Annotated in this window: 14 protein-coding genes; all 14 read left to right on the forward strand. The window is 56.5% G+C overall.

The window, feature by feature from the left end; all coding sequences use genetic code 11:
* The first annotated feature begins 32 nt into the window (after positions 1-32).
* The 14 genes from L6418_RS04940 to nuoK all read left to right on the forward strand — a co-directional run bounded on the left by L6418_RS04940 (position 33) and on the right by nuoK (position 23,644).
* A complete protein-coding gene (locus L6418_RS04940; RefSeq protein WP_237248364.1) occupies positions 33-11,117 on the forward strand; it encodes a putative Ig domain-containing protein in 11,085 nt (3,694 codons plus the stop codon).
* Positions 11,118-11,120: 3 nt separating this feature from the next.
* The gene (locus L6418_RS04945) at positions 11,121-12,488 is read left to right on the forward strand and encodes an HlyD family type I secretion periplasmic adaptor subunit (protein ID WP_237248365.1); all 1,368 of its coding nucleotides are present in this window, start codon (positions 11,121-11,123) and stop codon (positions 12,486-12,488) included.
* The gene (locus L6418_RS04950) at positions 12,485-13,834 is read left to right on the forward strand and encodes a TolC family outer membrane protein (protein WP_237248366.1); all 1,350 of its coding nucleotides are present in this window, start codon (positions 12,485-12,487) and stop codon (positions 13,832-13,834) included. The genes L6418_RS04945 and L6418_RS04950 overlap by 4 nt, the downstream gene beginning before the upstream one ends.
* A 407-nt stretch (positions 13,835-14,241) precedes the next feature.
* Positions 14,242-14,598 (forward strand): NADH-quinone oxidoreductase subunit A, encoded by a 357-nt coding sequence (locus L6418_RS04955; RefSeq protein ID WP_237248367.1) that lies wholly within the window; start codon positions 14,242-14,244, stop codon positions 14,596-14,598.
* Positions 14,589-15,068, forward strand: a complete 480-nt coding sequence (locus L6418_RS04960; RefSeq protein WP_237248368.1) for an NADH-quinone oxidoreductase subunit B family protein — start codon at positions 14,589-14,591, stop codon at positions 15,066-15,068. Before L6418_RS04955 ends, L6418_RS04960 begins: the two co-directional genes overlap by 10 nt.
* A gap of 6 nt (positions 15,069-15,074) precedes the next feature.
* A complete protein-coding gene (locus tag L6418_RS04965; RefSeq protein WP_237248369.1) occupies positions 15,075-15,704 on the forward strand; it encodes an NADH-quinone oxidoreductase subunit C in 630 nt (209 codons plus the stop codon).
* Positions 15,705-15,726: 22 nt separating this feature from the next.
* Complete coding sequence (locus tag L6418_RS04970; RefSeq protein WP_237248370.1) at positions 15,727-16,980, forward strand: NADH-quinone oxidoreductase subunit D; 1,254 nt, start codon at positions 15,727-15,729, stop codon at positions 16,978-16,980.
* On the forward strand, positions 16,980-17,459 hold the full coding sequence (gene nuoE, locus L6418_RS04975) for an NADH-quinone oxidoreductase subunit NuoE (protein WP_237248371.1): 480 nt from the start codon (positions 16,980-16,982) through the stop codon (positions 17,457-17,459). Before L6418_RS04970 ends, nuoE begins: the two co-directional genes overlap by 1 nt.
* A gap of 23 nt (positions 17,460-17,482) precedes the next feature.
* A complete protein-coding gene (gene nuoF, locus L6418_RS04980; RefSeq protein ID WP_408641573.1) occupies positions 17,483-18,721 on the forward strand; it encodes an NADH-quinone oxidoreductase subunit NuoF in 1,239 nt (412 codons plus the stop codon).
* Positions 18,722-18,743: 22 nt separating this feature from the next.
* On the forward strand, positions 18,744-21,053 hold the full coding sequence (gene nuoG / locus L6418_RS04985; protein ID WP_237248373.1) for an NADH-quinone oxidoreductase subunit NuoG: 2,310 nt from the start codon (positions 18,744-18,746) through the stop codon (positions 21,051-21,053).
* Entirely contained in the window at positions 21,050-22,150 is a 1,101-nt protein-coding gene (nuoH, locus tag L6418_RS04990; RefSeq protein WP_237248374.1) for an NADH-quinone oxidoreductase subunit NuoH, read from the forward strand. Before nuoG ends, nuoH begins: the two co-directional genes overlap by 4 nt.
* 17 nt (positions 22,151-22,167) lie before the next feature.
* A complete protein-coding gene (gene nuoI, locus L6418_RS04995) occupies positions 22,168-22,656 on the forward strand; it encodes an NADH-quinone oxidoreductase subunit NuoI (RefSeq protein WP_237248375.1) in 489 nt (162 codons plus the stop codon).
* Between the two features lie 13 nt (positions 22,657-22,669).
* On the forward strand, positions 22,670-23,317 hold the full coding sequence (locus tag L6418_RS05000; protein WP_237248376.1) for an NADH-quinone oxidoreductase subunit J: 648 nt from the start codon (positions 22,670-22,672) through the stop codon (positions 23,315-23,317).
* 15 nt (positions 23,318-23,332) lie between these two features.
* Positions 23,333-23,644, forward strand: coding sequence for an NADH-quinone oxidoreductase subunit NuoK (gene nuoK / locus L6418_RS05005; protein ID WP_237248377.1), 312 nt, complete (start codon positions 23,333-23,335; stop codon positions 23,642-23,644).

The following is a 23,644-nucleotide window of genomic DNA, read 5'->3' on the forward strand; positions in this document are numbered from 1 at the left end:
TTTTTGGTTTTAACCATTTTTTGGAGAATCTCATGAACTTCCAGGACATAATGAACCGTATGCTCCCTCCACACGAAGGTGCAACTCCATTCGGTAAGACTGTAACGGCAGGTATTTCAAGTGGAGGAGCAAATGGTTTTTGTGATCCTCGTATACGGCACATTCCTCTAAGACAGATTCACTTTGGTGTTGATATAAATTATGCCGGTCAGGGGCAGAATATTATGGGTCTTAACTGGACGCATCCAGCCATTTACTCTCCTGTGGAAGGTACGGTAATCGGTATTCAGCCTGCCGATAATGGAGTAATTATTCGCGATGCCAATGGCCTAGTTCACGAACTTAGACATTTTGATGCCTTAAGCGATGCCGTCATTAACGCATATGAAGCATACAAGGCAGGGGATTACGCAAATGCAAACATTCAGGCTGGTTCGCAAATTGGGAACATGGGGAATAAAGGGCCAGGTATTAAAGATCAGCATGTTCATTACACTATAAGAGATCAGAGTGGAAGAGTGACTGATCCGGTGGAATATTGGGATACAGGCGAAATCACAAATACTTGCCCTCCTGATCCAAAACCATCTATCCCTGACAATATCAACACCGGTGTTAACAATACTAAGAAATTCGTCCAGCGCTTCGGTGACCCGCTGACTCTCGACCTCAACGGCGACGGCATCAACACTGTTCCGCTCGCGCCCCCCCCAATCCTATTCGACCACACTGGTTCAGGCATCAAGACCGGCACCGGCTGGATCGCGCCGGATGACGGCTTCCTTGTATTGGACAGAAACGGCAACGGCACAATCGACAATGGCACCGAACTCTGCGGTGACAGCACCCCAATTCTTAATGCAAATGGAAATGTCATCGGCAAAGCCAAGGATGGTTTCGATGCACTCGCACAGCTGGACACCAACCACGATGGGGTTGTGGATGCGCAGGATGCCAACTTCTACAACCTGCAAGTGTGGCAAGACCTCAACCAGGACGGCATCTCGCAAGCAGGCGAACTCAAATACCTGGCCGACGACCTCAACATCACCAGCATCAACGTATCCGCCACCCAACACAGCCAGATGCTGCCCAGCGGCAACCAGATGGCCGACATCGGCAGCTTCACTTATGCCGATGGCCCAACGGGAAGTACCGGCAGCGTCAGCAACATGGCAGACATTAACCTCGCACTGGACACATTCCACCGCACCTTCGTCACTCCCGTACCACTCACCCCCGCCGCAGAACAACTGTCCGACATGCAAGGCTCTGGCCGCGTGCGCGACCTGAGCGAAGCCGTGAGCTTGAGCAGCACTCTTGAAGCAGTACTTACCCAATACAGCAACGCAGGCACACGCGAAGAACAACTGGCATTGATCGACAACCTGATTGCGGAATGGGGCAAGAGCAGTGGCTTTGCCGATATGCAAACCAGAGCGGCAGCAAACGGGTACACCTTGGTTTATGCCGGTCTTACGCCGGCACAGCAAGCTCATCTTTCCGTACTGGAGCAATTTACCGGCAGCAGCTATTTTCGTATGCCGTGGGAAGGCAACTCAGGAGCTATGGGTGCATCACAAGGCATGACAGTCGGCTACGACGGTAACCCCAAGCACATCCGTATAGACCTATCTACCCGCTTTCAGCAAACCAAGATGCTGGATGATACCTATGCCATTTTGCGGGATGCCGTGTATCAAGCCTTGTTACCACAAACGCGTTTGCTTCCTTATCTCGACGCAGTTGGCTTGAAACAAGAGGGTGGCGATCTGGTGTATGACTTTGTAAACGTGCGGGAGCTTTTCCAGGCACAGATACTCGCCAATCCAGATAAAGCCATCGCTGATCTCGTTGAATTCGACCGCTACGGCAAGGATTACTTCCAGGGCAGCGACTGGGAAGCTCAGGGATGGCAATTGCTGGGGGACACCCTCAACGACATCGCACTGACCGATCCTGCACATACCCTGTCTCCGGCCATCCTCAAAACCCTCGCTGACTTCAACATCCGCATGGACGGCCAAGCCAACTTCAAATCCAACGCAGAAGTGCAGATCGCCAAAGCCGATGGGAGCACCCTCAATGCGGCATGGAATGGCAGTGTGCTCGTAGGCAATGCAGGCAACGACGTGCTGAACGGTGGGTATTACGGAAACAACATCCTGATTGGCGGTGCGGGTGACGATGTGATTAATGGCGGAACGCTTGCCACCAACATCCTAGACGGCGGTGCAGGGGATGACGTACTCAAGGGCGGCTGGTACAACGACACTTTGCGTGGCGGGGATGGCAACGACTCATTAGATGGTGGCTGGGCAAACGATATTCTGGATGGCGGGGCAGGTGACGACACCCTGAATGGCGATACGGGCAACGATGTTCTCACTGGAGGGACGGGTAACGACATTCTCAAAGGCGGCAGCGGTAGCGATACTTATGTCTACAACAAAGGCGATGGTACGGACACCATCATCGACAGCAGCAACTGGCACACGGATACCAACATCCTGCAACTGGGGGCAGGCATCACCGCAGACAACCTGTTTGTGACCTACGACAGCGCAACCGGTACCGTGCTGCTGGACATGGGCAATGGCGACAGCATCCACATCGGTAACCCCAACGACCTGGTTGTGCAGACGATACAGCTGGCTGACGGCAGTACGCTGGATGTCGATACCCTGATCAAGCAACGCAACCTCGTACAGAACGGCACGGACGGTGCGGACACCCTGCAAGGCTCAGACTCTGGCTACACAGACGTGCTCAATGGCGGGGCGGGGGACGATACGCTGAACGGAGGTTCCGGCAATGATGTGCTCACCGGCGGGGCAGGCAACGACGTATTGAGCGGCGGTATTGGCAATGATACCTACGTGTACAACCTGGGCGATGGTTCGGATCGGATCACAGATTACGGGCGCGCTTCATACGACTGGAGGACAAATCAGTTCCGTAGTGCGGAAAACAATACATTGTCTTTCGGCGCAGGCATTACCGCAAACATGTTATCTGTGAGCTACGACAGCGTGACGCAGGCGGCAACGTTGGTGTTGAGCAATGGCGGCACCATCGAGATCGGCACACCGGATGATATGGCGATCCAGACATTGCAGTTTGTCGATGGCGGCACATTGAATATGAATGCGCTGGTTGCGCAACAGACATTGACCCAAGTAGGTACCGAAGGCAACGATGTGCTGACGGGTTCAGACTCGATACTCTTCCGCGATTCGATACAGGGGGTGGGAGGAGACGACACACTCTATGGCGGGGCAGGCGGCGATACGCTGGATGGTGGTGCGGGCAACGACACATTGTACGGCCAAAGCGGCAACGACATTCTCATCGGCGGTACGGGCAGTGATACCTTGTCCGGTGGAGGTGGAAACGACACCTGTGTGTACAACCTGGGCGATGGTGCGGACAAGATCATTGACGTGGTTGGTACTCATCCACAAGGGGGGGGAGGATGGATGACGCCGGATGTCAATACGCTCAGCTTCGGTGCGGGCATCACAGCAGACATGCTCAAGATACGTTTCATGCCCGACCCCGCCGACCCAACAGGAAATACCGGTTCAATCGTATTCGATCTTGGAAATGGCGACGCCATCAATGTCGGCAACGGTGATCAAGCAAGTAGTAGCTATAACCTATCTGTTCAAACTATCCAGTTTGCAGATGGTTCGATTTTCACTATCGACCAAATTTTGCACCGCAACAAGTTCTATCTGGACGGCACTGCCGCCGCGGAAAGCCTGACCGGATTCAATCATTTCTACGGCAACAATCTGCAGGGAATGGGTGGGAATGACACGGTGACCGGTACAGAAGGTAACGACATTTTGAGCGGTGGAACAGGGAATGATGTACTGATCGGGATGGCGGGCAGCGATACTTATATATTTAACATTGGAGATGGTGCCGATCAGATTATTGATTATCCCAGCGGGGCGCAGACCGCTTCTGGCTGGGTGGCAGGAACCAATACTTTGAGTTTTGGTGCAGGTATCACGGCCGACATGGTTATACCTCGGTATGACATCAACATAAACGCAGTTGTCCTGGACTTGGGCAACGGCGATTCCATCAATGTGGGTACTGCAGATGCATTGGCTATTCAACAATTGAAGTTCGCAGATGGCTCAATCGTGAATCTGAATGATTTCATAAGCCAGAAATCATTGACTGAGGTTGGAACCAACGGTTCGGATGTATTGTATGGAAGCAACTCATTAAGCTATAGCGACATTTTGATCGGTGGAACCGGTAACGACTTATTAATAGGCGGGCGTGGGAGCGACACCTACGTTTTCAACCTTGGGGACGGGATCGACAATATTATCGATACAGGATCTCGTGATGTGGCGCAGGGTTCCGGCGTCAATGTGTTGCGTTTTGGCGCAGGCATTACGGCCGACATGATATCGGTACAACTCGATGGTGAATTCGGTGATGTCACTCTTGATTTGGGTGGCGGCGACAGCATTACGATAGGCCAGATCGATTTGGCCACGAACGATATGAATGGCATTTCCATCCAGCAGTTGCAATTTACCGATGGAACAACGATCACTCCTTTTGAATTGATCGCCCAAAAAGGGCTTGATGTCATCGGTGGAGATGGGATCGACGTTTTGCAAGGCGCTGCAAACTGGGGCAATCGGATGCAAGGTGGTGCCGGTGACGACAGCTTGTCGGGCGGCAGCGGGAGCGACATATTGGATGGCGGGGATGGGAACGACAGGCTGGACGGCGGACTGGGGAACGACACGTTGAACGGTGGTGCCGGAAACGATCAATTGGTCGGCGGCTATGGCAACGACGTGCTGACGGGTGGTACGGGAAGCGATACGCTCTTCGGCGGCGAAGGAGGCGATACATATATATTCAACCAGGGTGACGGCGTTGATCTGATAGCTGATTCAAATACTGCAGGGCAGATCAATACGCTGCGGCTGGGTGCCGGATTGACAGTGCCGACGCTGAGTCTCGCTACGACTCAAGACAATGGATTATTGACGCTGGATTTCGGCAATGGCGATGCGGTTGTGATCGGTGGGTTCAACAGGAATGATCTGCTTGCTGGTTTGTCCATACAGCGCTTCGAGTTTGCCGACGGCACCGTAATGACAGCGCAACAGCTGATCGATCTTGGTATCAATGTCGATGGTACAGTTGGCGACGATGTGCTCCTGGGTTCCAGTGCGGCCGATTATATGTTCGGGGGGGATGGCAACGATGCTTTGATGGCTGGTGCGGCGAATGATATTTTGGATGGCGCTGCCGGTAACGACGTTTTGAGCGGTGAAGGCGGCAATGATACTTTGCAAGGTGGCACAGGTTATGACGCGTTATATGGTGGCGCAGGAAGCGATACCTATGTGTTCAATTGGGGCGATGGTCAGGACCGCATCATCGATAACCAGGGCAGCAACACTTTGCAGTTCGGTGCAGGAATTTTTGCTTCCGATGTGACCTTCAGTAAGTTCGGCTCCGATCTGCAAATCAATCTTTCCAATGGCGCAGATGGTATCCGTGTGGTGGATTGGTTCGCGGGCAACTCGATTGAGACGCTGAATTTTGACGATGGAACTTCACTCGATTTGCGTGCCATGGAAGCATCGTTTGCGGATGTACCCATTGTGGGTACCGCAGCTGACGACACGCTGACCGGCAGTGCCGGGAACGATACGCTGGCAGGCGGACAAGGCAACGATACGTTGATCGGTGGCACCGGTAACGATACATACCTGTTCAATCCAGGTGATGGTGTGGATCAGATTTATGAACTGTCGGGTTTGGGCAAGCCCGCAACCGATAATTCGATCATGTTCGGCGCCGGAATTACGCCTGATATGCTTACCTTCAATGTGGATGTCGTTCAGGCAGCCGATGCCTGGCGCACGGGATATGGCAATACGCCATCATTCCCCTCCACCGCAGTTGACTTGGCCCCGAACGAAAATACCCGCCAAGTGATGACCATTTCTGTGGGTGCACAGGGCGATGCGATTCAGGTGATGTCTGGCATGAATGCCAGCGGCAAATTTAAATTCGCAGACGGATCTGAGTTTACGTTAAATGAATTGATCACTTGGCAGGATGCAGGGTTGCCGACTATCAATGACACGATCAACGATCCCTGGAGGGCGTCCACGTTGGACGGCGTCGGGACGTCCGCAGTTTTCAATGGCGGAATGGATAACGACATTATCATCAGCGGTGATCAAAATGATTCCTATACCTTCAACCTTGGCGATGGACAGGATGTCATTGCAGATTTGGGGGGCTGGAATAACATCAGATTCGGGGCGGGAATCACAGCCCAGGACATAACCTGGAATTACGATCCGGCCAGTGCGACGCCGTTTACTCTGAATGTGGAGCCGTATGGCGACTCGATCGCGATCGCCAATGGCGAGCAGGGGATAATCCGGAACTTTGTTTTCAGCGATGGAACAGCAATTACTTTCGATCAATTGCTGGCGCAACAAGGTGGGTTGCCGCCCGTTACACCGGATACGTCCAAGTCGCTATATTCGTATAACTCCGGTTTGCTGATGGGTTCGAGTGCTGATGACACAATCAATTCGGATGTGACATCCTTTTCGGGAACTACAATTGTTGTGGGCGGCAAGGGTAACGATATCATGTACGGCTCAAACAGTACCTTCCTGTTCAACGTGGGTGATGGTCAGGACACGATCCAAACTAAACGTTGGGGTGGCTCATATAGTGATTCCGGAATGACGTTGTTGTTTGGAACGGGGATTACGCCGGACGCTTCTTTCAATATTGAAGTCATTGAAAAGAAAAACACCGGCAGCCTCTGGAATTGGCAAACGGGCCAAATTGGGCTGGATTCACAGGACATCAGTATCAATTATGGCAATCAGGGGGATCAGGTATTCATTCAGGATGCCTATACATTCCAGGCGGGGCAGAATCAGCTTCCCGGCTCGCTTCCAAGTGCCTGGGATTGGTGGGGTGGCGAGGCGCAAACCGTACAGGGCATCCATAAGATCGAATTTGCCAACGGGGTTGTATGGAATTACGAAGACATCATGGCCCACGCCACTCACATCGTGGAAGATGCGACATCGGCACTTGTGACAGGAACGGGATATAACGATCGTATCATTGCGCACGCAGACAACTCTGTGCTGTCCGGCGGTATGGGTAACGACACCTACGTGATCAGCGAACCGGGCGATTACACCATCACGGATGCTTGCGGTGTTAGCGGCGGTAACAATGCTGTTGAATTCGCTTGGAACTATGCAGTTTCGAACTTTACGCTTTCGAACGAAGGTGGATTGGCCCTGAGTTTTGATAATGGCGCGACGATCCGCTTGAGTGAATTCGACCCGAATGACCCACAAGCTTCCTGTTCGATAGATTCCTTCAAGTTTGCCGATGGTACGGTGCTTACCTATGATCAAATTCTGGCACGCGGAATTGATATACAGGGTTCCGCCGCTTCGGAAGTCATCGAAGGAACGGCTGTCAATGATCGGATTGGCGCGCTTGACGGCAATGACACAATCATCGGTGGAAAAGGGAACGACATTCTCCGGGGTGGTGAAGGAAGCGATACCTACGTGCACAACCTCGGGGATGGTGCGGATACCATCATCGACCAGGGCTGGCACTGGAATGGTAATGTCCTGGCGGCTGACGAGAATACGCTTCAGCTAGGTGCAGGCATCGACCAGTCCAACGTTTCGGTGAGCTTCAATGCTGATACTGGCAGCATCGTTTTGAATATGGCCGATGGCGGTAGTGTCTATCTCGGGCAACCCGGCGCATTTTCCGTTCAAACGATCCAGTTCGCGGACAGCACGTCATGGGATGAGTGGGCAGTCATTGCTCATTTGCCAAGTGGTGATGGCAACAATCTGGCGCCGACGCTATCGGGTTCGTTGGCTGATCAGAATGCGACGCAGGATTTGGCTTTCGTTTACCAGATACCGGACACTGTCTTTGCTGATCCGAACGGCGACAGTATGAGCTACAAGGTGGCCATGGCAGATGGCACAGCCTTGCCTGCCTGGGTTCAGTTCGACCCCGCTACGCGTACATTCAGCGGTACGCCGTCCAATGCGGACGTGCGCAGTATCAATCTGTCTGTGACAGCTACGGATAGCGCAGGTTTATCAACTAGCGGAACATTCGTTTTGAATGTGCTCAACGTTAACGATGCACCAGTTGTTTCAATGATGCTGGCAGATCAGGCGACAAAGGAGAATACGCCATTCAGCTATACGATTCCCGCGGACACATTCACTGACGCAGATACCATTTATGGGGATAGTCTCAGCTACAGTGCGACGCTGGCGGATGGCTCGGCATTACCTTCATGGCTCACCTTCGATCCGTCCGCTGGCATTTTCAGTGGTACTCCAGGGCACGGCGATACCGGAACGCTTGATGTCTTGGTGACGGCGACCGATACAGGCGGTCTGGCTGCGACAGCCACCCTTAAGTTGGATGTGGCTCCGAACAACCAGCCCCCCGTCGCTAATGCCGACAACATCATTACCAACGAGGATGCTGTACAAACCATCATTCCGGTTGCCACTCTGCTTGCCAACGACACTGACCCGAATGCGGGAGATGTGCTGACACTGAGTGGTTTTGATGGCGTGATCGCGAATGGAAACTTGGTAATGCAGGGAACCAATGGTGATCTGATGCTGGACATTGGTGATCGTTATCAATCCCTGTCCGAAGGACAGGTTGCTACCGACAGCTTCAGTTATACGATCGTCGATCTGATGGGTGCCACATCTACTGCCATGGTGAACGTTGCCATCACCGGCACCAACGATGCCCCCGTGACTACGGTGGATACGGCAGCGGTGAAGGAAGATGCGACTCTTATTGCAACTGGAAATATCCTTGCCAATGACAGCGACGTGGATCAGGGTGCCGTCCTGCAAGTTGCCGACGCAGGTGTTTATGTCCGCCAGTATGGCACGTTGACTCTGAATGCCGATGGCACATATAGCTATGCGCTGGACAATGCGCTCGCTGTTCAATCGCTCGCCGAAGGCCAAGTGGTAACAGAATCTTGTGCGTACCAAGCTTCAGATGGCATCACTTCCACGCCATCAACGCTGACCATCAGCATCACCGGTACAAACGATGCTCCGGTAGTTGCTGCAGACACGGCAGCCGTGCAGGAAGACCTGAGTATCGCTGCAACCGGCAATGTGCTGATCAACGATACCGATGTCGATCAAGGCACTGTGCTCAGTGTTGCCAATGCCGGAACCTATGTTTGTCAGTATGGCACGCTCACACTGAACGCAGACGGCAGTTACAGCTACGCACTAGACAACGCCTCGCTCGGTGTCCAATCGTTGGCACAAGGTCAGGTGGTTACCGAGACCTTCGCGTATCAAGCGACCGATGGCATCGTCGCAACCCCCTCGACACTTACCGTATCCATCACCGGCACCAACGATACACCGGTTATGACAGTGGATAGTGCAGCGATGCAGGAAGACCTCGTTATCACTGCGACCGGTAATGTTCTTGCAAACGATACCGATGTCGATCAAGGCACAGTATTGCAAGTGGCAAATGCTGGGGTATACACGGGCCAGTACGGCACGCTCACGCTGAATGCTGATGGCAGCTACACCTACGCACTCGACAATGCTTCCATCGGTGTCCAATCGTTGGCACAAGGTCAGGTGGTTGCCGAGACCTTCGCATATCAGGCGACCGATGGCATTGTTGCAACGCCATCCACTCTGACTGTCAGCATTACTGGCACCAACGATGCGCCGGTAGTGGCCGTACCGCTGTCCGACACCAGCACACTGGAAGACCAGCTCTTCCACTTCCAGGTGCCAGCCGATACCTTTACCGATATCGACCAAGGCGACGTGCTGACATACCACGCCACGATGTCCGATGGCTCCGTACTGCCCGACTGGCTCACGTTCGATGCAACCACACTGACCTTCAGCGGCGTGCCTTCCAACTGGGATGTGGGTGTGTTCAATGTATCTGTGACTGCGACCGATACCGGCGGACTTTCGGCAATTGACACCTTTACGCTCGATGTGCAGAACGTCAACGATGCGCCGATCATGCTCAGCCACATCGCTGACCAGCATATTGCCGAGAGCCATTGTGATGACCACTACGGTTTCAGCTTCGCCGTGCCAGCCAACACTTTTGACGACTGGGATATCGTCCATGGCGACAGTCTCACCTACAGCGCCACCATGGCGGATGGAGAAAAGCTTCCATGCTGGCTCAAGTTTGATGCGGCCACCTGCACCTTCAGCGGCAGGGCCGAGGGTTCCGGCAGTTGGGACATCCTGCTGACGGCCACCGACCGGGCCGGCGCCAGTGTCTCGCAAGTCTTCAACCTGAGCGCAGGGCAAGATCGTCACGAAGAACATCGCGACAATTGCCATGACGATCATGCGCTGCCAGTCGACGCCACCCAGGACGAGATCATCACCGGCAGTTCGGTGAACGACATCATCCACACCGGTAACGGTGCCGACACCATCGTCTTCAAGCGTGGCTATGGCCAAGACACAGTCTATGGCGGCATCGGTACCGACAACACCGTGGTGCTAGGTGGTGGTATCCAGACGGCTGATATCGCACTCTCCAAACAGGGTAACGACCTCATCCTTGAATCCGGCAACAGCGCCCAGATTACCTTCAGGAACTGGTATGACACCAGCGTCAACCATAAGAGCGTGCTGAACCTGGAGATCATCTCCAATGCGATGTCCGGCTTTGGTGAAGACAATCACCACGGCGAGCACGACGATCATTTGTCGATCCGGCAATTCGACTTCACTGCGGTGGTCAATGCCTTTGACCAGGCGTTGGCGACCAATCCGGCACTGAATGCATGGAGCATGACCGATGCCTTGCTGAGCGCACATCTGGAAGGCTGCGACTCTTCGGCCCTGGGTGGCGACCTAGCAAACCAGTTCAATCAGAACGGGAGCTGGGCGGGCATAGCTCTAGCCTCATCGCAGACGGCCATCAATGACGCCAACTTCGGTGGTATACCCCAACAACTTCATCCTTTTGCGGGGCTGCAGACCACAACGGCAAAATTGGGGTAAACAATGACGAACAAGTCACCCGTCCTGTCTCCGGAGGCACTGGATTTTGCCCCGGGGCTGCTGGCCATCCAGGAAAGTCCGCCGGCACGCCTGCCGCGTGCCGTGATGTATACGGTAAGCAGCTTGTTTGCCATCCTTGTGCTGTGGTCGGTGTTCGGCAAGTTGAACGTTATTGCCAGCGCGGAAGGCCGCTTGGTGCCGCAGACCTACGTCAAGATCGTGCAGCCTGCCGATGCGGGCATTGTGCAGGAGATACTGGTCAAGGAAGGCGAAGCGGTACAGGCGGGGCAGGTGTTGATGCGCATGGATACCAAGTTGGCCGAGGCCGACGCGAAGACTATCGGCAACGATCTGGCCATACGCTCGTTGCAGCTGCGTCGCATCGATGCCGAACTGAGCGGCAAGCCTTTACTCAAAAAAACGGGCGATCCGGACGACCTGTTCAGGCATGTCGAGGCTCAATACCGCGATCATCGGCAATCCTATCTGGATGCACTGGAACAGGCGCAGGCTGCATTGAGCAAGTCGCAGCGCGAATACGATTCCGCAAAGGAAGTGCTGGCCAAACTGGTTGAAACCACTCCCATCCTGAAGCAGCAGGCGGAGGCCTATGCGGACATGGGCAAGGAAGGCTATGCGCCGCAAGTGACGGTGCGCGACAAGCAGCGCGAGTATCTGGAAAAAGCCCAGGACCTGCGCGCGCAGGAGGCGACCGTTGCCGGCCTGGAAGCAGCCATCAACCAGGCTCAAAAGCAGATCGACATGATCACCTCCAAGTATCGCAGCGATCTGCGCAACGAGCGGATGGATGCTGAAGGACAATACCGCAAGCTGGGGCAGGACTGGGTCAAGCAGGAACACAAGAACGAGCTGCTTGAACTCCGGGCACCGCAGGCTGGAATCGTCAATGATCTGGCCACTCATACCGTCGGTACGGTGGTGTCGCCCGGCACCGTGCTGTTGTCGATTGTCCCGAAGAACGAAGCACTGGTTGCCGAGGTCAGCGTCAAAAACGACGATGTCGGTTTTGTGTACCCGCAACAACGGGTCAAGGTGAAACTGGCCGCCTATCCCTTCGAGGAATACGGCATGCTGGACGGCGAGGTCATCCACATCGGTCCCGATGCCTCAGCGCCAGACTCGCAGCAGCAACAGGGCAAGGATGGCAATGGCAGCAAACAGCAACAACCAAGCATCTACAAAGCCATCGTCGCCCTCGATCAACAAACGCTCGAAGCAGAAGGCAAGCAGCATAAACTGGTTGCCGGCATGCAGGTGGTGGCCGAGATCAATCAGGGGCGACGAACCGTATTGCAGTACCTGTTGTCGCCCGTCATCAAGACTTTTGATGAGAGCGGGCACGAGCGGTGAGCATTGAGTTCCGTATGGTGCTACTGCGGCGTGTTGTCTGGCTGGCGTTGCTATTCGGTGTCGGTGCCCCGGTTCAGGCCGCGGATTTGCTTGAAATCTATCACTTGGCGCAGGGAAACGATCCGACCTTCGAGGCGGCGCGTCACGGATACGAAGCGGCGCAGGAGAAATCCCCCCAGGCCAGAGCTGGCAATCTGCCTACGGTCAATCTGACCGGGGGGCGGAATTACACCGATGCGCAGGCTAGCTTCAATGGGTCGACGCCTTCAAGACAAGGTATCTACGCATGGACATGGACCTTGCAATTGACGCAACCCATTATGCGTCCGCAGAACATTCTTGCCTATTATGAATCCGAAGCGCAGGTCGATGCGGCTCAGGCAGAATTCTCACAGGCAGAGCAGGATATGATCCTGCGCGTGGCGCAGGCATATTTCGATGCGTTGGTGGCGCAGGAAACGGTTGCCACGGCTGAAGCGCAGCTGCAGGCCATGCAGGAGCAGGAAGTGGTAGCCGCGCGCGGCTTCGAATTGGGTACCGCCAGCATTACCGATTCGCATGAGGCCAAGTCGAAGGCGGAACAGGCGCGTGCGCAATTCATCGCGGCCAGGAACGATCTTGAAGCCAAACTCACCGAGATCGAAAAACTCACAGGCAAGCCTATCGACGTCCTGGCAGGGCTGAAACCAGCCGTGGTGATCCCGCAACCTGAACCGTCTGACATCGGTGCGTGGGTCGAACAGGCGAAGGACAACAACCCGACGGTACGGGCCCAGTTTGCTTCCTTGCGGGCCGCCGGATACGCGGTTACCAAGGCCAAGGCTGAGAATTTCTGGACGTTGGATTTCGTGGGTTCATATGGCGCGAACTATTCATCCGGCAGTGTGGCGATGCCGCTGGGCTATGAGTCGAGAGTCAAATCTGGTGTTGCCGGTATCCAGCTCTCGGTGCCGATCTTCGCCGGCGGGCTAAACAGTTCGCATACGAGGGAAGCGATCGCGAACCAAAGCAAGCTAAGCGCACAGTTGGAAGAAGCGCGCCGCAAAGCAGGTGCCGATGCAAAGCAGGCCTATGCCGGCATCATCAATGGCGTATCGCAGGCAGAGGCGCTTCAATCGGCAGTTGCGTCAGGCGAGAGTTCGGTTAAGGGCAATCAGGCAGGCTACAAACTTGGTTTGCGTATCAATAGCGATGTGCTCAATGCCCAGCAGCAATTGTTTGCCTCGAAGCGCGATTTGGCGAAAGCACGATCCGATACTTTGCTTGCCGGATTAAAGCTGAAAGCTGCGGCTGGGGTGCTTTCTGAAGCGGATGTGCAGGTGGTCAATATGCTGTTGAATCAGTGATTTCCCGATACCGATTTATGGCTATTTCGAGAAATGATGAAGTTTCAATTCGACATTGTTGGCTTTCGAGCCGCTTGGAATCGAAAGGCGCATGTGCATATATAAGCAATTGCTGCTGTTAATTGAGCGTGAATGTGTCGATGCAATTGCGACTTCGTGACTACGTGATATACAATCCGTCGGTTAGCTGCGGAGTGACTTGCGGTTAGCACGTTTTTTTGCAGTAGTGCCAATGGTAATATCGGCCAGTTGGCAATATAAAAACAATAATATTTTGGAATGTCGGGCGGGTTTCTTGCTCTGCGCCAGATCACATGAACCGCGGTGTCGAAGCCGAAGGTCGAATAAATTAGAGTAGCATTCTGCGTTCCCGTGGTTCGGGGCATACAGAGGAGGGGACTCAAAAAATGTTGGAAAACTATTTTCCAGTTGTGCTTTTTATCGCCATCGCTTTTGTGATGGGCGTGCTGCCTTTGGCGTTGGGCAAGCTGCTTGGCCCCAACCGTCCGGACGAGAAAAAGCTTTCTCCCTATGAGTGTGGTTTCGAGGCGTTTGAGGATGCGCGCATGAAGTTCGACGTGCGCTTCTATCTCGTGGCCATCCTGTTCATCCTGTTCGATCTCGAAATCGCCTTCCTTTTCCCCTGGGCGATCGTGCTGAAAGAGATCGGCACCTTTGGTTTTGTTTCCATGATGATCTTTCTCGCCATCCTTGTGGTTGGCTTTATCTACGAATGGATGAAAGGAGCCTTGGAATGGGAATAGAAGGTGTGCTTGAAAAGGGCTTCGTCACCACCACTGCAGATACGGTAATCAATTATGTGCGTACCGGCTCGCTGTGGCCGATGACCTTTGGTCTGGCCTGTTGTGCCGTGGAGATGATGCATGCGGCCTTGCCGCGTTATGACCTGGATCGTTTCGGGGCGGGCGCCTTCCGCCCCAGTCCGCGCCAGTCGGACGTGATGATCGTGGCGGGTACGCTGTGCAACAAGATGGCGCCGGCCTTGCGCAAGGTGTACGACCAGATGGCCGAGCCGCGCTGGGTGATCTCCATGGGGTCGTGTGCGAACGGCGGCGGCTACTATCATTATTCCTATTCGGTGGTGCGCGGCTGTGACCGTATCGTGCCGGTGGATATCTATGTCCCCGGCTGCCCGCCGACCGCCGAAGCGCTGCTCTACGGCATCATCCAGTTGCAGAACAAGATCAAGCGAACCAATACCATTGCGCGTTAGGATGATATGGCTACTGACCTGAACATACTGTCCTCGAATCTGAAAGAGGCATTCTCTGTCAAAGTGGTGAGTCTGGAAGAGCGTCTGGGCGAACTCACGCTGGTGGTCCGCTCCAGCGACATGATCAGCGTCTTCACCCGCTTGCGCGACGACGCCGACCTGCGCTTCGAAGAATTGGTCGACGTATGCGGCATCGACTATTCCACTTACGGCAGCGAACTTTGCGAAGACGGCAAGTATCTGCCCGAAGCGCCGCGCGCAGGTCCCCGATTCGCGGCCGTCTATCATTTGCTTTCGGTGACGCACAACATTCGCCTGCGCGTGCGCGTGTTCGCGGACGATGACGAGATGCCGGTGCTGAATTCGGTATCGGAGATCTGGCCTTCTGCAAACTGGTATGAGCGCGAGGCGTTCGACCTGTACGGCATCATCTTCGTTGGGCATCCTGACCTGCGCCGCATCCTGACCGACTATGGTTTCGTCGGCAATCCGTTCCGCAAGGACTTCCCCTTGTCCGGCACCGTCGAGATGCGCTACGACGCTGCGCAGCAGCGTGTGGTGTATGAGCCGGTGACGGTGGAGCCGCGCGAGATCACGCCGCGTACGATGCGCGAAGAGAACTACGGTCGCTCCTGACAGAATCAAAGAAGGCAACGTTATGGCTGAGATTAAGAACTATACGATGAACTTCGGACCGCAGCATCCGGCGGCACACGGCGTGCTGCGTCTGGTGCTGGAGCTGGACGGCGAGGTGGTCGAGCGTGCCGACCCGCATATCGGTCTGTTGCACCGCGCGACGGAAAAGCTGGCCGAGCACAAGACTTTCCTGCAGGCCGTTCCCTACATGGATCGCCTGGACTATGTGTCCATGATGCTCAACGAGCATGCCTATGTGATGGCGATCGAAAAGCTGGCCGGCATCGAAGTGCCGATCCGCGCGCAATACATCCGCGTCCTTTTCGACGAGATCACGCGCATCCTGAACCACCTGTTGTGGCTCGGTGCCTCCGGCATCGACCTGGGTGCGATGACCATGTTCTTCTACACCTTCCGCGAGCGCGAAGACCTGCTGGATGCCTACGAGGCGGTTTCCGGTGCGCGCCTGCATGCCGCCTACTATCGTCCGGGCGGCGTGTATCGCGACCTGCCCGATTCCATGCCGCAGTACGAGGCAAGCAGGATCCACAATGCAGCTGCGGTGAAGCGGAAGAACGAGAATCGCCAGGGGTCGCTGCTCGACTTCCTGGAGGATTTCACCAACCGTTTCCCCAAATACGTGGACGAGTACGAGACGCTGCTGACCGACAACCGCATCTGGAAGCAGCGCACGGTGGGCATCGGCGTGGTGTCGCCGGAGCGCGCGCTGGCGATGGGCTTCACCGGGCCAATGCTGCGGGGTTCCGGCGTGGTGTGGGACCTGCGCAAGAAACAGCCGTATGAAGTCTATGACAGGCTGGATTTCGACATCCCCGTCGGCGTCGAGGGCGATTGCTACGACCGTTACCTGGTGCGCGTGGAAGAAATGCGCCAGTCCAACCGCATCATGAAACAGTGCATAGACTGGCTGCGCAAGAATCCGGGACCGGTGATGACCGACGACCTCAAGTTCGCGCCGCCGAAGCGCGAATCCATGAAGCAGAACATGGAAGAGCTGATCCACCACTTCAAGCTGTTCACGGAAGGTTTCCATGTGCCTGCCGGCGAAGTGTATTCCGCCGTCGAGCACGCCAAGGGCGAGTTCGGCATCTATCTGGTATCGGATGGCGCGAACAAGCCATATCGCATGAAAATTCGCGCACCGGGATTCGCGCACCTGTCCGGCCTGGACGAGATGGTGCGCGGGCACATGATCGCCGACGTGGTGGCGATCATCGGTACGCAGGACATCGTTTTCGGGGAGATAGACCGCTGATGTTATCCCAACAGATCACCGCGCTCATCGACAAAGAGCTGAAGAAATACCCCGCCGACCAGCGCCAATCTGCCGTGATGGCGGCATTGCGCTTCGTGCAGGATGAAAAGGGCTGGATCGCGCCGGAAGACATGGCGGATATCGCCGCCTACATCGGCATGCCGCAGATGGCGGTTTACGAAGTGGCGACCTTCTACCACATGTACCAGCTCAAGCCGATGGGCAAATATACGTTGACCGTGTGCACCAACCTGTCGTGCCAGTTATGCGGTTCGGACGATACGCTGGCGCATCTCAACAAGCGGCTCGGTATCGGTCCGGGCGAAGTCACCGCAGATGGCAGGTACGGCCTGCGCGAAGGCGAGTGCATGGGCGCCTGCGTGGATGCGCCGATGTTCACCATCAACAATAAAAAACTGTGCGGTCGTTTGACCAGCGAGAAGATCGACCAGATTCTGGCGGAACTGGATAAGCAATGAGCGAACCCATCATTCTCAATACGATGCATTTCGACCAGCCGTGGACGCTGGAGAATTACCTCAAGGTGGGCGGCTATCAGGCGCTGCGCAAGGTGTTGGCCGAGAAGTTGTCGCCGGAAGCGATCATTTCCGAGGTGAAGGCGTCCGGTCTGCGCGGCCGCGGCGGTGCGGGTTTCCCCACCGGCCTGAAATGGAGCTTCATGCCGCGCAACTACCAGGGCGACAAGTACCTGGTGTGCAATTCGGACGAAGGCGAGCCGGGCACCTGCAAGGACCGCGATATCCTGCGCTACAACCCGCACCTGCTGATCGAAGGCATGGCCATCGCGGCGTACACCATGGACGTGAAGACCGGCTACAACTATGTGCACGGCGAGATCTTCGAAGCCTACGAGCGCATGGAGGAAGCGTGCGAAGAGGCGCGCAAGGCCGGCTATCTGGGCAAGAACATCATGGGCTTCGATTTTGAATTCGACTTGCACAACCACATGGGCTATGGCGCCTATGTGTGCGGCGAAGAGACCGCATTGCTCGAATCCATCGAAGGCAAGAAGGGGCAGCCGCGCTTCAAGCCGCCGTTCCCCGCCAGCTTCGGCCTGTATGGCAAGCCGACCACCATCAACAATACCGAGACATTCGCCAGCATCCCCTACATCATCCGTGAAGGCGGGCAGAAGTTCGCCAATCTGGGGGTGCCCAACAGCGGCGGCGTGAAGCTCTTTTCCATCTCCGGCCATGTCAACAAACCCGGCAACTTCGAGGTGCCGCTGGGCACGCCATTCAAGAAGCTGCTGGAGATGGCGGGCGGTGTCCGTCACGGGCACAAGCTGAAGGCGGTGATTCCCGGCGGTTCCTCCATGCCGGTGCTGCCTGCCGAGATCATGATGGGCCTTAACATGGATTTCGACTCGATCCAGAAGGCCGGTTCCTATCTGGGCACCGGGGCCATCATCGTGATGGACGAGACGACCTGCATGGTCAAGGCGCTGGAGCGCCTGTCCTATTTCTACTTCGAGGAATCTTGCGGCCAGTGCACGCCCTGCCGCGAAGGCACGGGCTGGCTGTATCGCATCATCCACCGCATCGAACATGGCCAGGGCAAGCCGGAAGACCTGGACCTGCTGCTCGACCTGTGCGGCAACATCGCTGGACGCACCATCTGCGCTCTGGGGGATGCGGCGGCGTGGCCGGTGCAGGGTTTCCTCAAGCACTATCGCAAGGAATTCGAATATCACATCGAGCACAAACGTTGCCTGGTGTGAGGCTGAATGGAATAGGTGAGCAATGATCAATATCGAGATTGACGGCAAGCAGATACAGACTCAAAACGGCGCGACCGTGATCGAGGCTGCACATCAGGCGGGTATCACCATCCCGCATTTCTGCTATCACAAGAAGCTTTCCATCGCTGCCAACTGCCGCATGTGCCTGGTGCAGGTTGAGAAGGCGCCCAAGCCGCTGCCGGCTTGCGCCACGCCGGTGGCGGAAGGCATGAAGGTGTTCACCCATTCCGAACAGGCGGTGAAGGCGCAACAGGGCGTGATGGAATTCCTGCTGATCAACCACCCGCTGGATTGCCCGATCTGCGACCAGGGCGGCGAGTGCATGCTGCAGGATATGTCGGTCGGTTACGGTGCCGGACATTCGCGCTATCACGAAGAGAAGCGCGTGGTATTGAGCAAGGACATTGGCCCGCTGGTGTCGGCGGAAGAGATGAGCCGCTGCATCAACTGTACCCGCTGCGTGCGCTTCGGCCAGGAGATCGCCGGACAAATGGAACTGGGGCAGGCGTTCCGCGGCGAGCATGCGGAGATCATGTCCTTTGTCTCCGGCACGGTGAATTCCGAACTCTCCGGCAACATGATCGACCTGTGCCCGGTCGGCGCGTTGACCAGCAAGCCGTTCCGCTACAAGGCGCGTTCCTGGGAATTGTCGCGCCGCCGCTCGGTCAGCGCGCACGATGGTCTCGGCTCCAGCCTCGCGGTGCAGACCAAGAACAACCGCGTGCTGCGCGTGTTGCCGATCGAGAACGAGGATATCAACGAATGCTGGCTGTCCGACAAGGACCGCTTTGCCTATGAAGGCCTGAATGCTGCAGACCGCCTGACCAGTCCGATGATCAAGCAGGACGGCCAATGGCAGGAAGTGGAATGGCAGGTCGCGCTGGAGTATGCGGCCAATGGCCTGCGCCACATCGCCAACGGTGCCGGCGGCGAGCAGATCGGCGCCCTGGCGACGGCGAACTCCACCCTGGAAGAGCTTTACCTGCTGCAGAAACTGATGCGCGGCATCGGCAGCGAGAATGTCGACTTCCGCCTGCGCCAGTCCGACTTCAGCGCCGACGGCAAACAGCAGGGCGCCCCCTGGCTGGGCATGTCCATTGCCGATATCGGCCGCGCCGATCGTTTCCTCATCGTCGGCAGCTTCCTGCGCAAGGATCACCCGCTGCTGGCGGCACGTATCCGCCAGGCAGTGAAGAAGGGCGCCCAGGTCAACATTCTTCATTCCACCGATGACGACTTGCTGATGAAGGTGACGAACAAGGCCATCGTTGCGCCGAATGCGCTGGTGGAAAACCTGACGCAAGTGTCGAAGGCGCTGGCAGCAGAAAAACAGGGCGCGCAGAACGCCAGCGGAGAAGCCGCCGCCATCGCCCGGAGTATCGCCAGTGGCGAACGGGTTGCGGTGCTGCTCGGCAATTTCGCCCAGCAACATCCGCAAGCGGCGCAACTGCAGGCGCTGGCACAGCAGATCGCCGCGTTGAGCAACGGCAAGTTCGGATTCCTCGGCGAGGCGGCAAACAGCGTCGGCGGCTATCTGGCCCAGGCCGTGCCCAAGGCAAAGGGCCTGAATGCCGCCGCCATGCTGGCAAGCCCGCGCAAAGCCTATGTGCTGTTGAACGTCGAAGCGGAACTGGACTGTGCCAATCCGCAGCAGGCTGTCGCTGCGATGCAGGCGGCGGACATGGTGATCGCGATGAGCGCGTACAAGCACCGGGCGACGGAATATGCCGATGTGCTGCTGCCGATCGCGCCGTTCACCGAGACTTCCGGTACTTTCGTCAGTACGGAAGGGCGGGTGCAAAGCTTCAAGGGAGCGGTCAAGCCGCTGGGCGAAGCACGCCCGGCGTGGAAGGTGCTGCGCGTGCTGGGCAATCTTTTGCAGGTGGAAGGTTTCGGCCAGGACACCTCGGAAGCGGTGCGCGACGAGGCGCTTCATGGCGTGGATGTGGCAACCCGCCTGAACAATGCAGTCGGCGGGGTGGAAGCCAGCGCGGCGCAGGCTGCAAGCGGCCTGCAGCGCGTGAGCGATGTGCCGATCTACGCGACGGATGCCGTGGTGCGCCGTTCCGCGCCGTTGCAGGCGACGGCCGATGCCGCGCAGCCGCAGGTACGGCTGCATGGCGAGGAATTGAAGAAGCTGGGCGTGCCGTCCGGTGCCATGGTGAACGTCAGCCAGGGGCAGGGCAAAGTGCAGCTGGTCGCAGTTGCCGACGATAGCTTGCCCAAAGGGGTGGTGCGCGTGGCGGCCGGCCATGCTGCAACTGCGGCGCTGGGCGCCATGTTTGGAACGATTTCAGTGGAGCGCGCATGATGGAAGCCCAGGCCCTGCATTTAATACAATGGCTTTTGAGCCAGGTCGGACTCTGGGATGTGCTGCGCGGATTCATCGAGCCGATCTGGCCGGTGGCCTGGATCGTGGTCAAGATCCTGGTAATCATCCTCCCCATCATGGGCGCGGTGGCCTACCTGACCCTGGCCGAGCGCAAGGTGCTGGGCTTCATGCAGGTGCGCCCGGGCCCCAACCGCGTCGGCTACTGGGGGCTGCTGCAGCCGATCGCGGATGGCGTCAAGCTGTTGTTCAAGGAAATCATCATCCCGACCGGAGCCAACAAGTTCCTGTTCGTCGCTGCGCCGGTCCTGGCGCTGGTGCCCGCACTGGCGGCATGGGCTGTGGTGCCGTTCGACGATGGCATGATCCTGGCGAACGTGAATGCCGGATTGCTGTATCTGCTGGCCATGACTTCGCTCGGCGTGTACGGCATCATCATCGCGGGCTGGGCTTCCAACTCCAAATATGCCTTCCTCGGGGCTTTGCGTTCTGCCGCGCAGATCGTGTCGTATGAACTGGCCATGGGCTTCGCACTGGTGTGCGTGCTGCTGGCGGCGCAGAGCATGAACCTGGGCGACATCGTGCGCGGTCAGCAGGGTTCCTATGGCATGTTCGGCTGGTACTGGATACCGCTATTCCCGATGTTCGTGGTGTATTTCATCGCCGGCGTGGCCGAAACCAACCGCGCTCCGTTCGACCTGGCAGAAGGCGAGTCGGAGATCGTGGCCGGCTTCCATGTGGAATATTCCGGCATGGGTTTCGCGCTGTTCTTCCTGGCGGAATACGCCAACATGATCCTGATCGCCGCGCTGACCTCGGTCATGTTCCTCGGCGGCTGGCTCAATCCTTTCCATGGCTGGCCGTTGCTGGGTGAATTGACGGACCATATTCCAGGCTTGCTCTGGATGCTGGGCAAGATGTCGGTCATGCTGTTCATATTCCTGTGGTTCCGCGCGACTTTCCCGCGTTACCGCTACGACCAGTTGATGCGCCTGGGCTGGAAGGTGTTCATTCCGCTCACCCTGGTCTGGGTGGTGGTGGTCGCCGCGTGGATGCAAACGCCCTGGTGGCTTTGGTAACTGCCCGAGGATATAAAATGAAAAACCTCATCGCTTTCTTTAAGAGTTTCCTGCTGCTTGAATTGCTCAAGGGCATGTCGGTGACCGGACGCTATTTCTTCGCGCGTCACATCACCGTCGAGTATCCGGATGAAAAGACGCCGCAGAGTTTCCGCTTCCGCGGCCTGCACGCGCAACGCCGCTACCCGAACGGGGAGGAGCGTTGCATCGGCTGCAAACTGTGCGAAGCGGTATGCCCTGCATTGGCGATCAAGATCGAAGTGGCCGAGCGCGAGGACGGCACGCGCCGTACCACGCAGTACGATATCGACCTGACCAAATGCATCTTCTGCGGTTTCTGCGAGGAATCGTGCCCGGTCGACGCCATCGTCGAAACCCGGGTGTTCGAATACCACGGCGAGAAGCGCGGCGACCTCTATTACACCAAGCCCATGCTGCTGGCGATGGGGGAGAAGTACGAAGAGCAGATCGCTTTGGATCGAGCTGCCGATGCCAAGTATCGGTAAATGAGGAAGACCAATGAATCTTGAAACGATATTGTTCTATTTTTTCGCCACCGTGACCGTGCTGGCGGCCTTGCGCGTCATCACTGCACGCAACCCCCTGCATGCGGTGCTGTTCCTGGTGCTGGCCTTCGTCAGCAGTGCGGGCATCTGGCTGCTGCTGGAAGCGGAATTCCTCGCCATCGCCCTGGTGCTGGTATATGTGGGCGCGGTGATGGTGTTGTTCCTGTTTGTGGTGATGATGCTGGACATCAACATCGAGCGCCTGCGTGAAGGTTTCTGGCGCTGGCTGCCCATGGGATTGTTGCTGGCCGCATTGATCGGGGTGCAAATGGTCTGGGTACTGGGGGCCAGGGATATCTCCTCCGGAATGGCGCCGGTCAAGCACGCCGCCGACTACAGCAACACCAAGGAGCTGGGCCGCCTGATCTACACCGATTACGTCTATCCGTTCGAATTGGCGGCGGTGCTGTTGCTGGTGGCGATGGTCGCAGCGATCGCGCTGACGTTGCGCAAACGCCGCGATGCCAAACGGCAGGACATCGGCAAGCAGCTCAAGGTCAGACGGGAAGACCGCGTGCGCATCGTTGCCGTTCCGTCCGTGCGCAAGGCCGAAACGGCACAGGATGGCGTTGCCGTGCCGAATGGCCATACTGCGGATTAAAGCAAAGGGGAGAACATGTTGAATCTGGGTCTATCGCATTATCTGGTGTTGAGCGCGGTGCTGTTCGCCATCAGCGTGGTCGGCATCTTCCTGAACCGCAAGAACCTGATCGTGCTGCTGATGGCGATCGAGTTGATGCTGCTGGCGGTCAATACCAACTTCGTTGCCTTCTCCCATTACCTGCACGACACGGCGGGTCAGATATTCGTTTTCTTCATTCTCACCGTGGCTGCCGCTGAAGCGGCGATCGGCCTGGCGATCCTCGTGGTGCTATTCCGCAATCTGCGCACCATCAATGTGGACGATCTCGGCAGCTTGAAAGGTTGA

The organism is Sideroxyarcus emersonii, from assembly GCF_021654335.1.
In the GTDB taxonomy this organism is placed as follows: Bacteria; Pseudomonadota; Gammaproteobacteria; order Burkholderiales; family Gallionellaceae; genus Sideroxyarcus; species Sideroxyarcus emersonii.

Excerpts from the sequence above, each read along its gene's own strand:
- L6418_RS04940 (WP_237248364.1), top strand. The coding sequence starts at position 33 with ATGAACTTCCAGGACATAATGAACCGTATGCTCCCTCCACACGAAGGT.
- L6418_RS04945 (WP_237248365.1), top strand. The coding sequence starts at position 11,121 with ATGACGAACAAGTCACCCGTCCTGTCTCCGGAGGCACTGGATTTTGCC.
- L6418_RS04955 (WP_237248367.1), top strand. The coding sequence starts at position 14,242 with ATGTTGGAAAACTATTTTCCAGTTGTGCTTTTTATCGCCATCGCTTTT.
- L6418_RS04960 (WP_237248368.1), top strand. The coding sequence starts at position 14,589 with ATGGGAATAGAAGGTGTGCTTGAAAAGGGCTTCGTCACCACCACTGCA.
- L6418_RS04965 (WP_237248369.1), top strand. The coding sequence starts at position 15,075 with ATGGCTACTGACCTGAACATACTGTCCTCGAATCTGAAAGAGGCATTC.
- L6418_RS04970 (WP_237248370.1), top strand. The coding sequence starts at position 15,727 with ATGGCTGAGATTAAGAACTATACGATGAACTTCGGACCGCAGCATCCG.
- nuoE (WP_237248371.1), top strand. The coding sequence starts at position 16,980 with ATGTTATCCCAACAGATCACCGCGCTCATCGACAAAGAGCTGAAGAAA.
- nuoF (WP_408641573.1), top strand. The coding sequence starts at position 17,483 with ATGCATTTCGACCAGCCGTGGACGCTGGAGAATTACCTCAAGGTGGGC.
- nuoG (WP_237248373.1), top strand. The coding sequence starts at position 18,744 with ATGATCAATATCGAGATTGACGGCAAGCAGATACAGACTCAAAACGGC.
- nuoH (WP_237248374.1), top strand. The coding sequence starts at position 21,050 with ATGATGGAAGCCCAGGCCCTGCATTTAATACAATGGCTTTTGAGCCAG.
- nuoI (WP_237248375.1), top strand. The coding sequence starts at position 22,168 with ATGAAAAACCTCATCGCTTTCTTTAAGAGTTTCCTGCTGCTTGAATTG.
- L6418_RS05000 (WP_237248376.1), top strand. The coding sequence starts at position 22,670 with ATGAATCTTGAAACGATATTGTTCTATTTTTTCGCCACCGTGACCGTG.
- nuoK (WP_237248377.1), top strand. The coding sequence starts at position 23,333 with ATGTTGAATCTGGGTCTATCGCATTATCTGGTGTTGAGCGCGGTGCTG.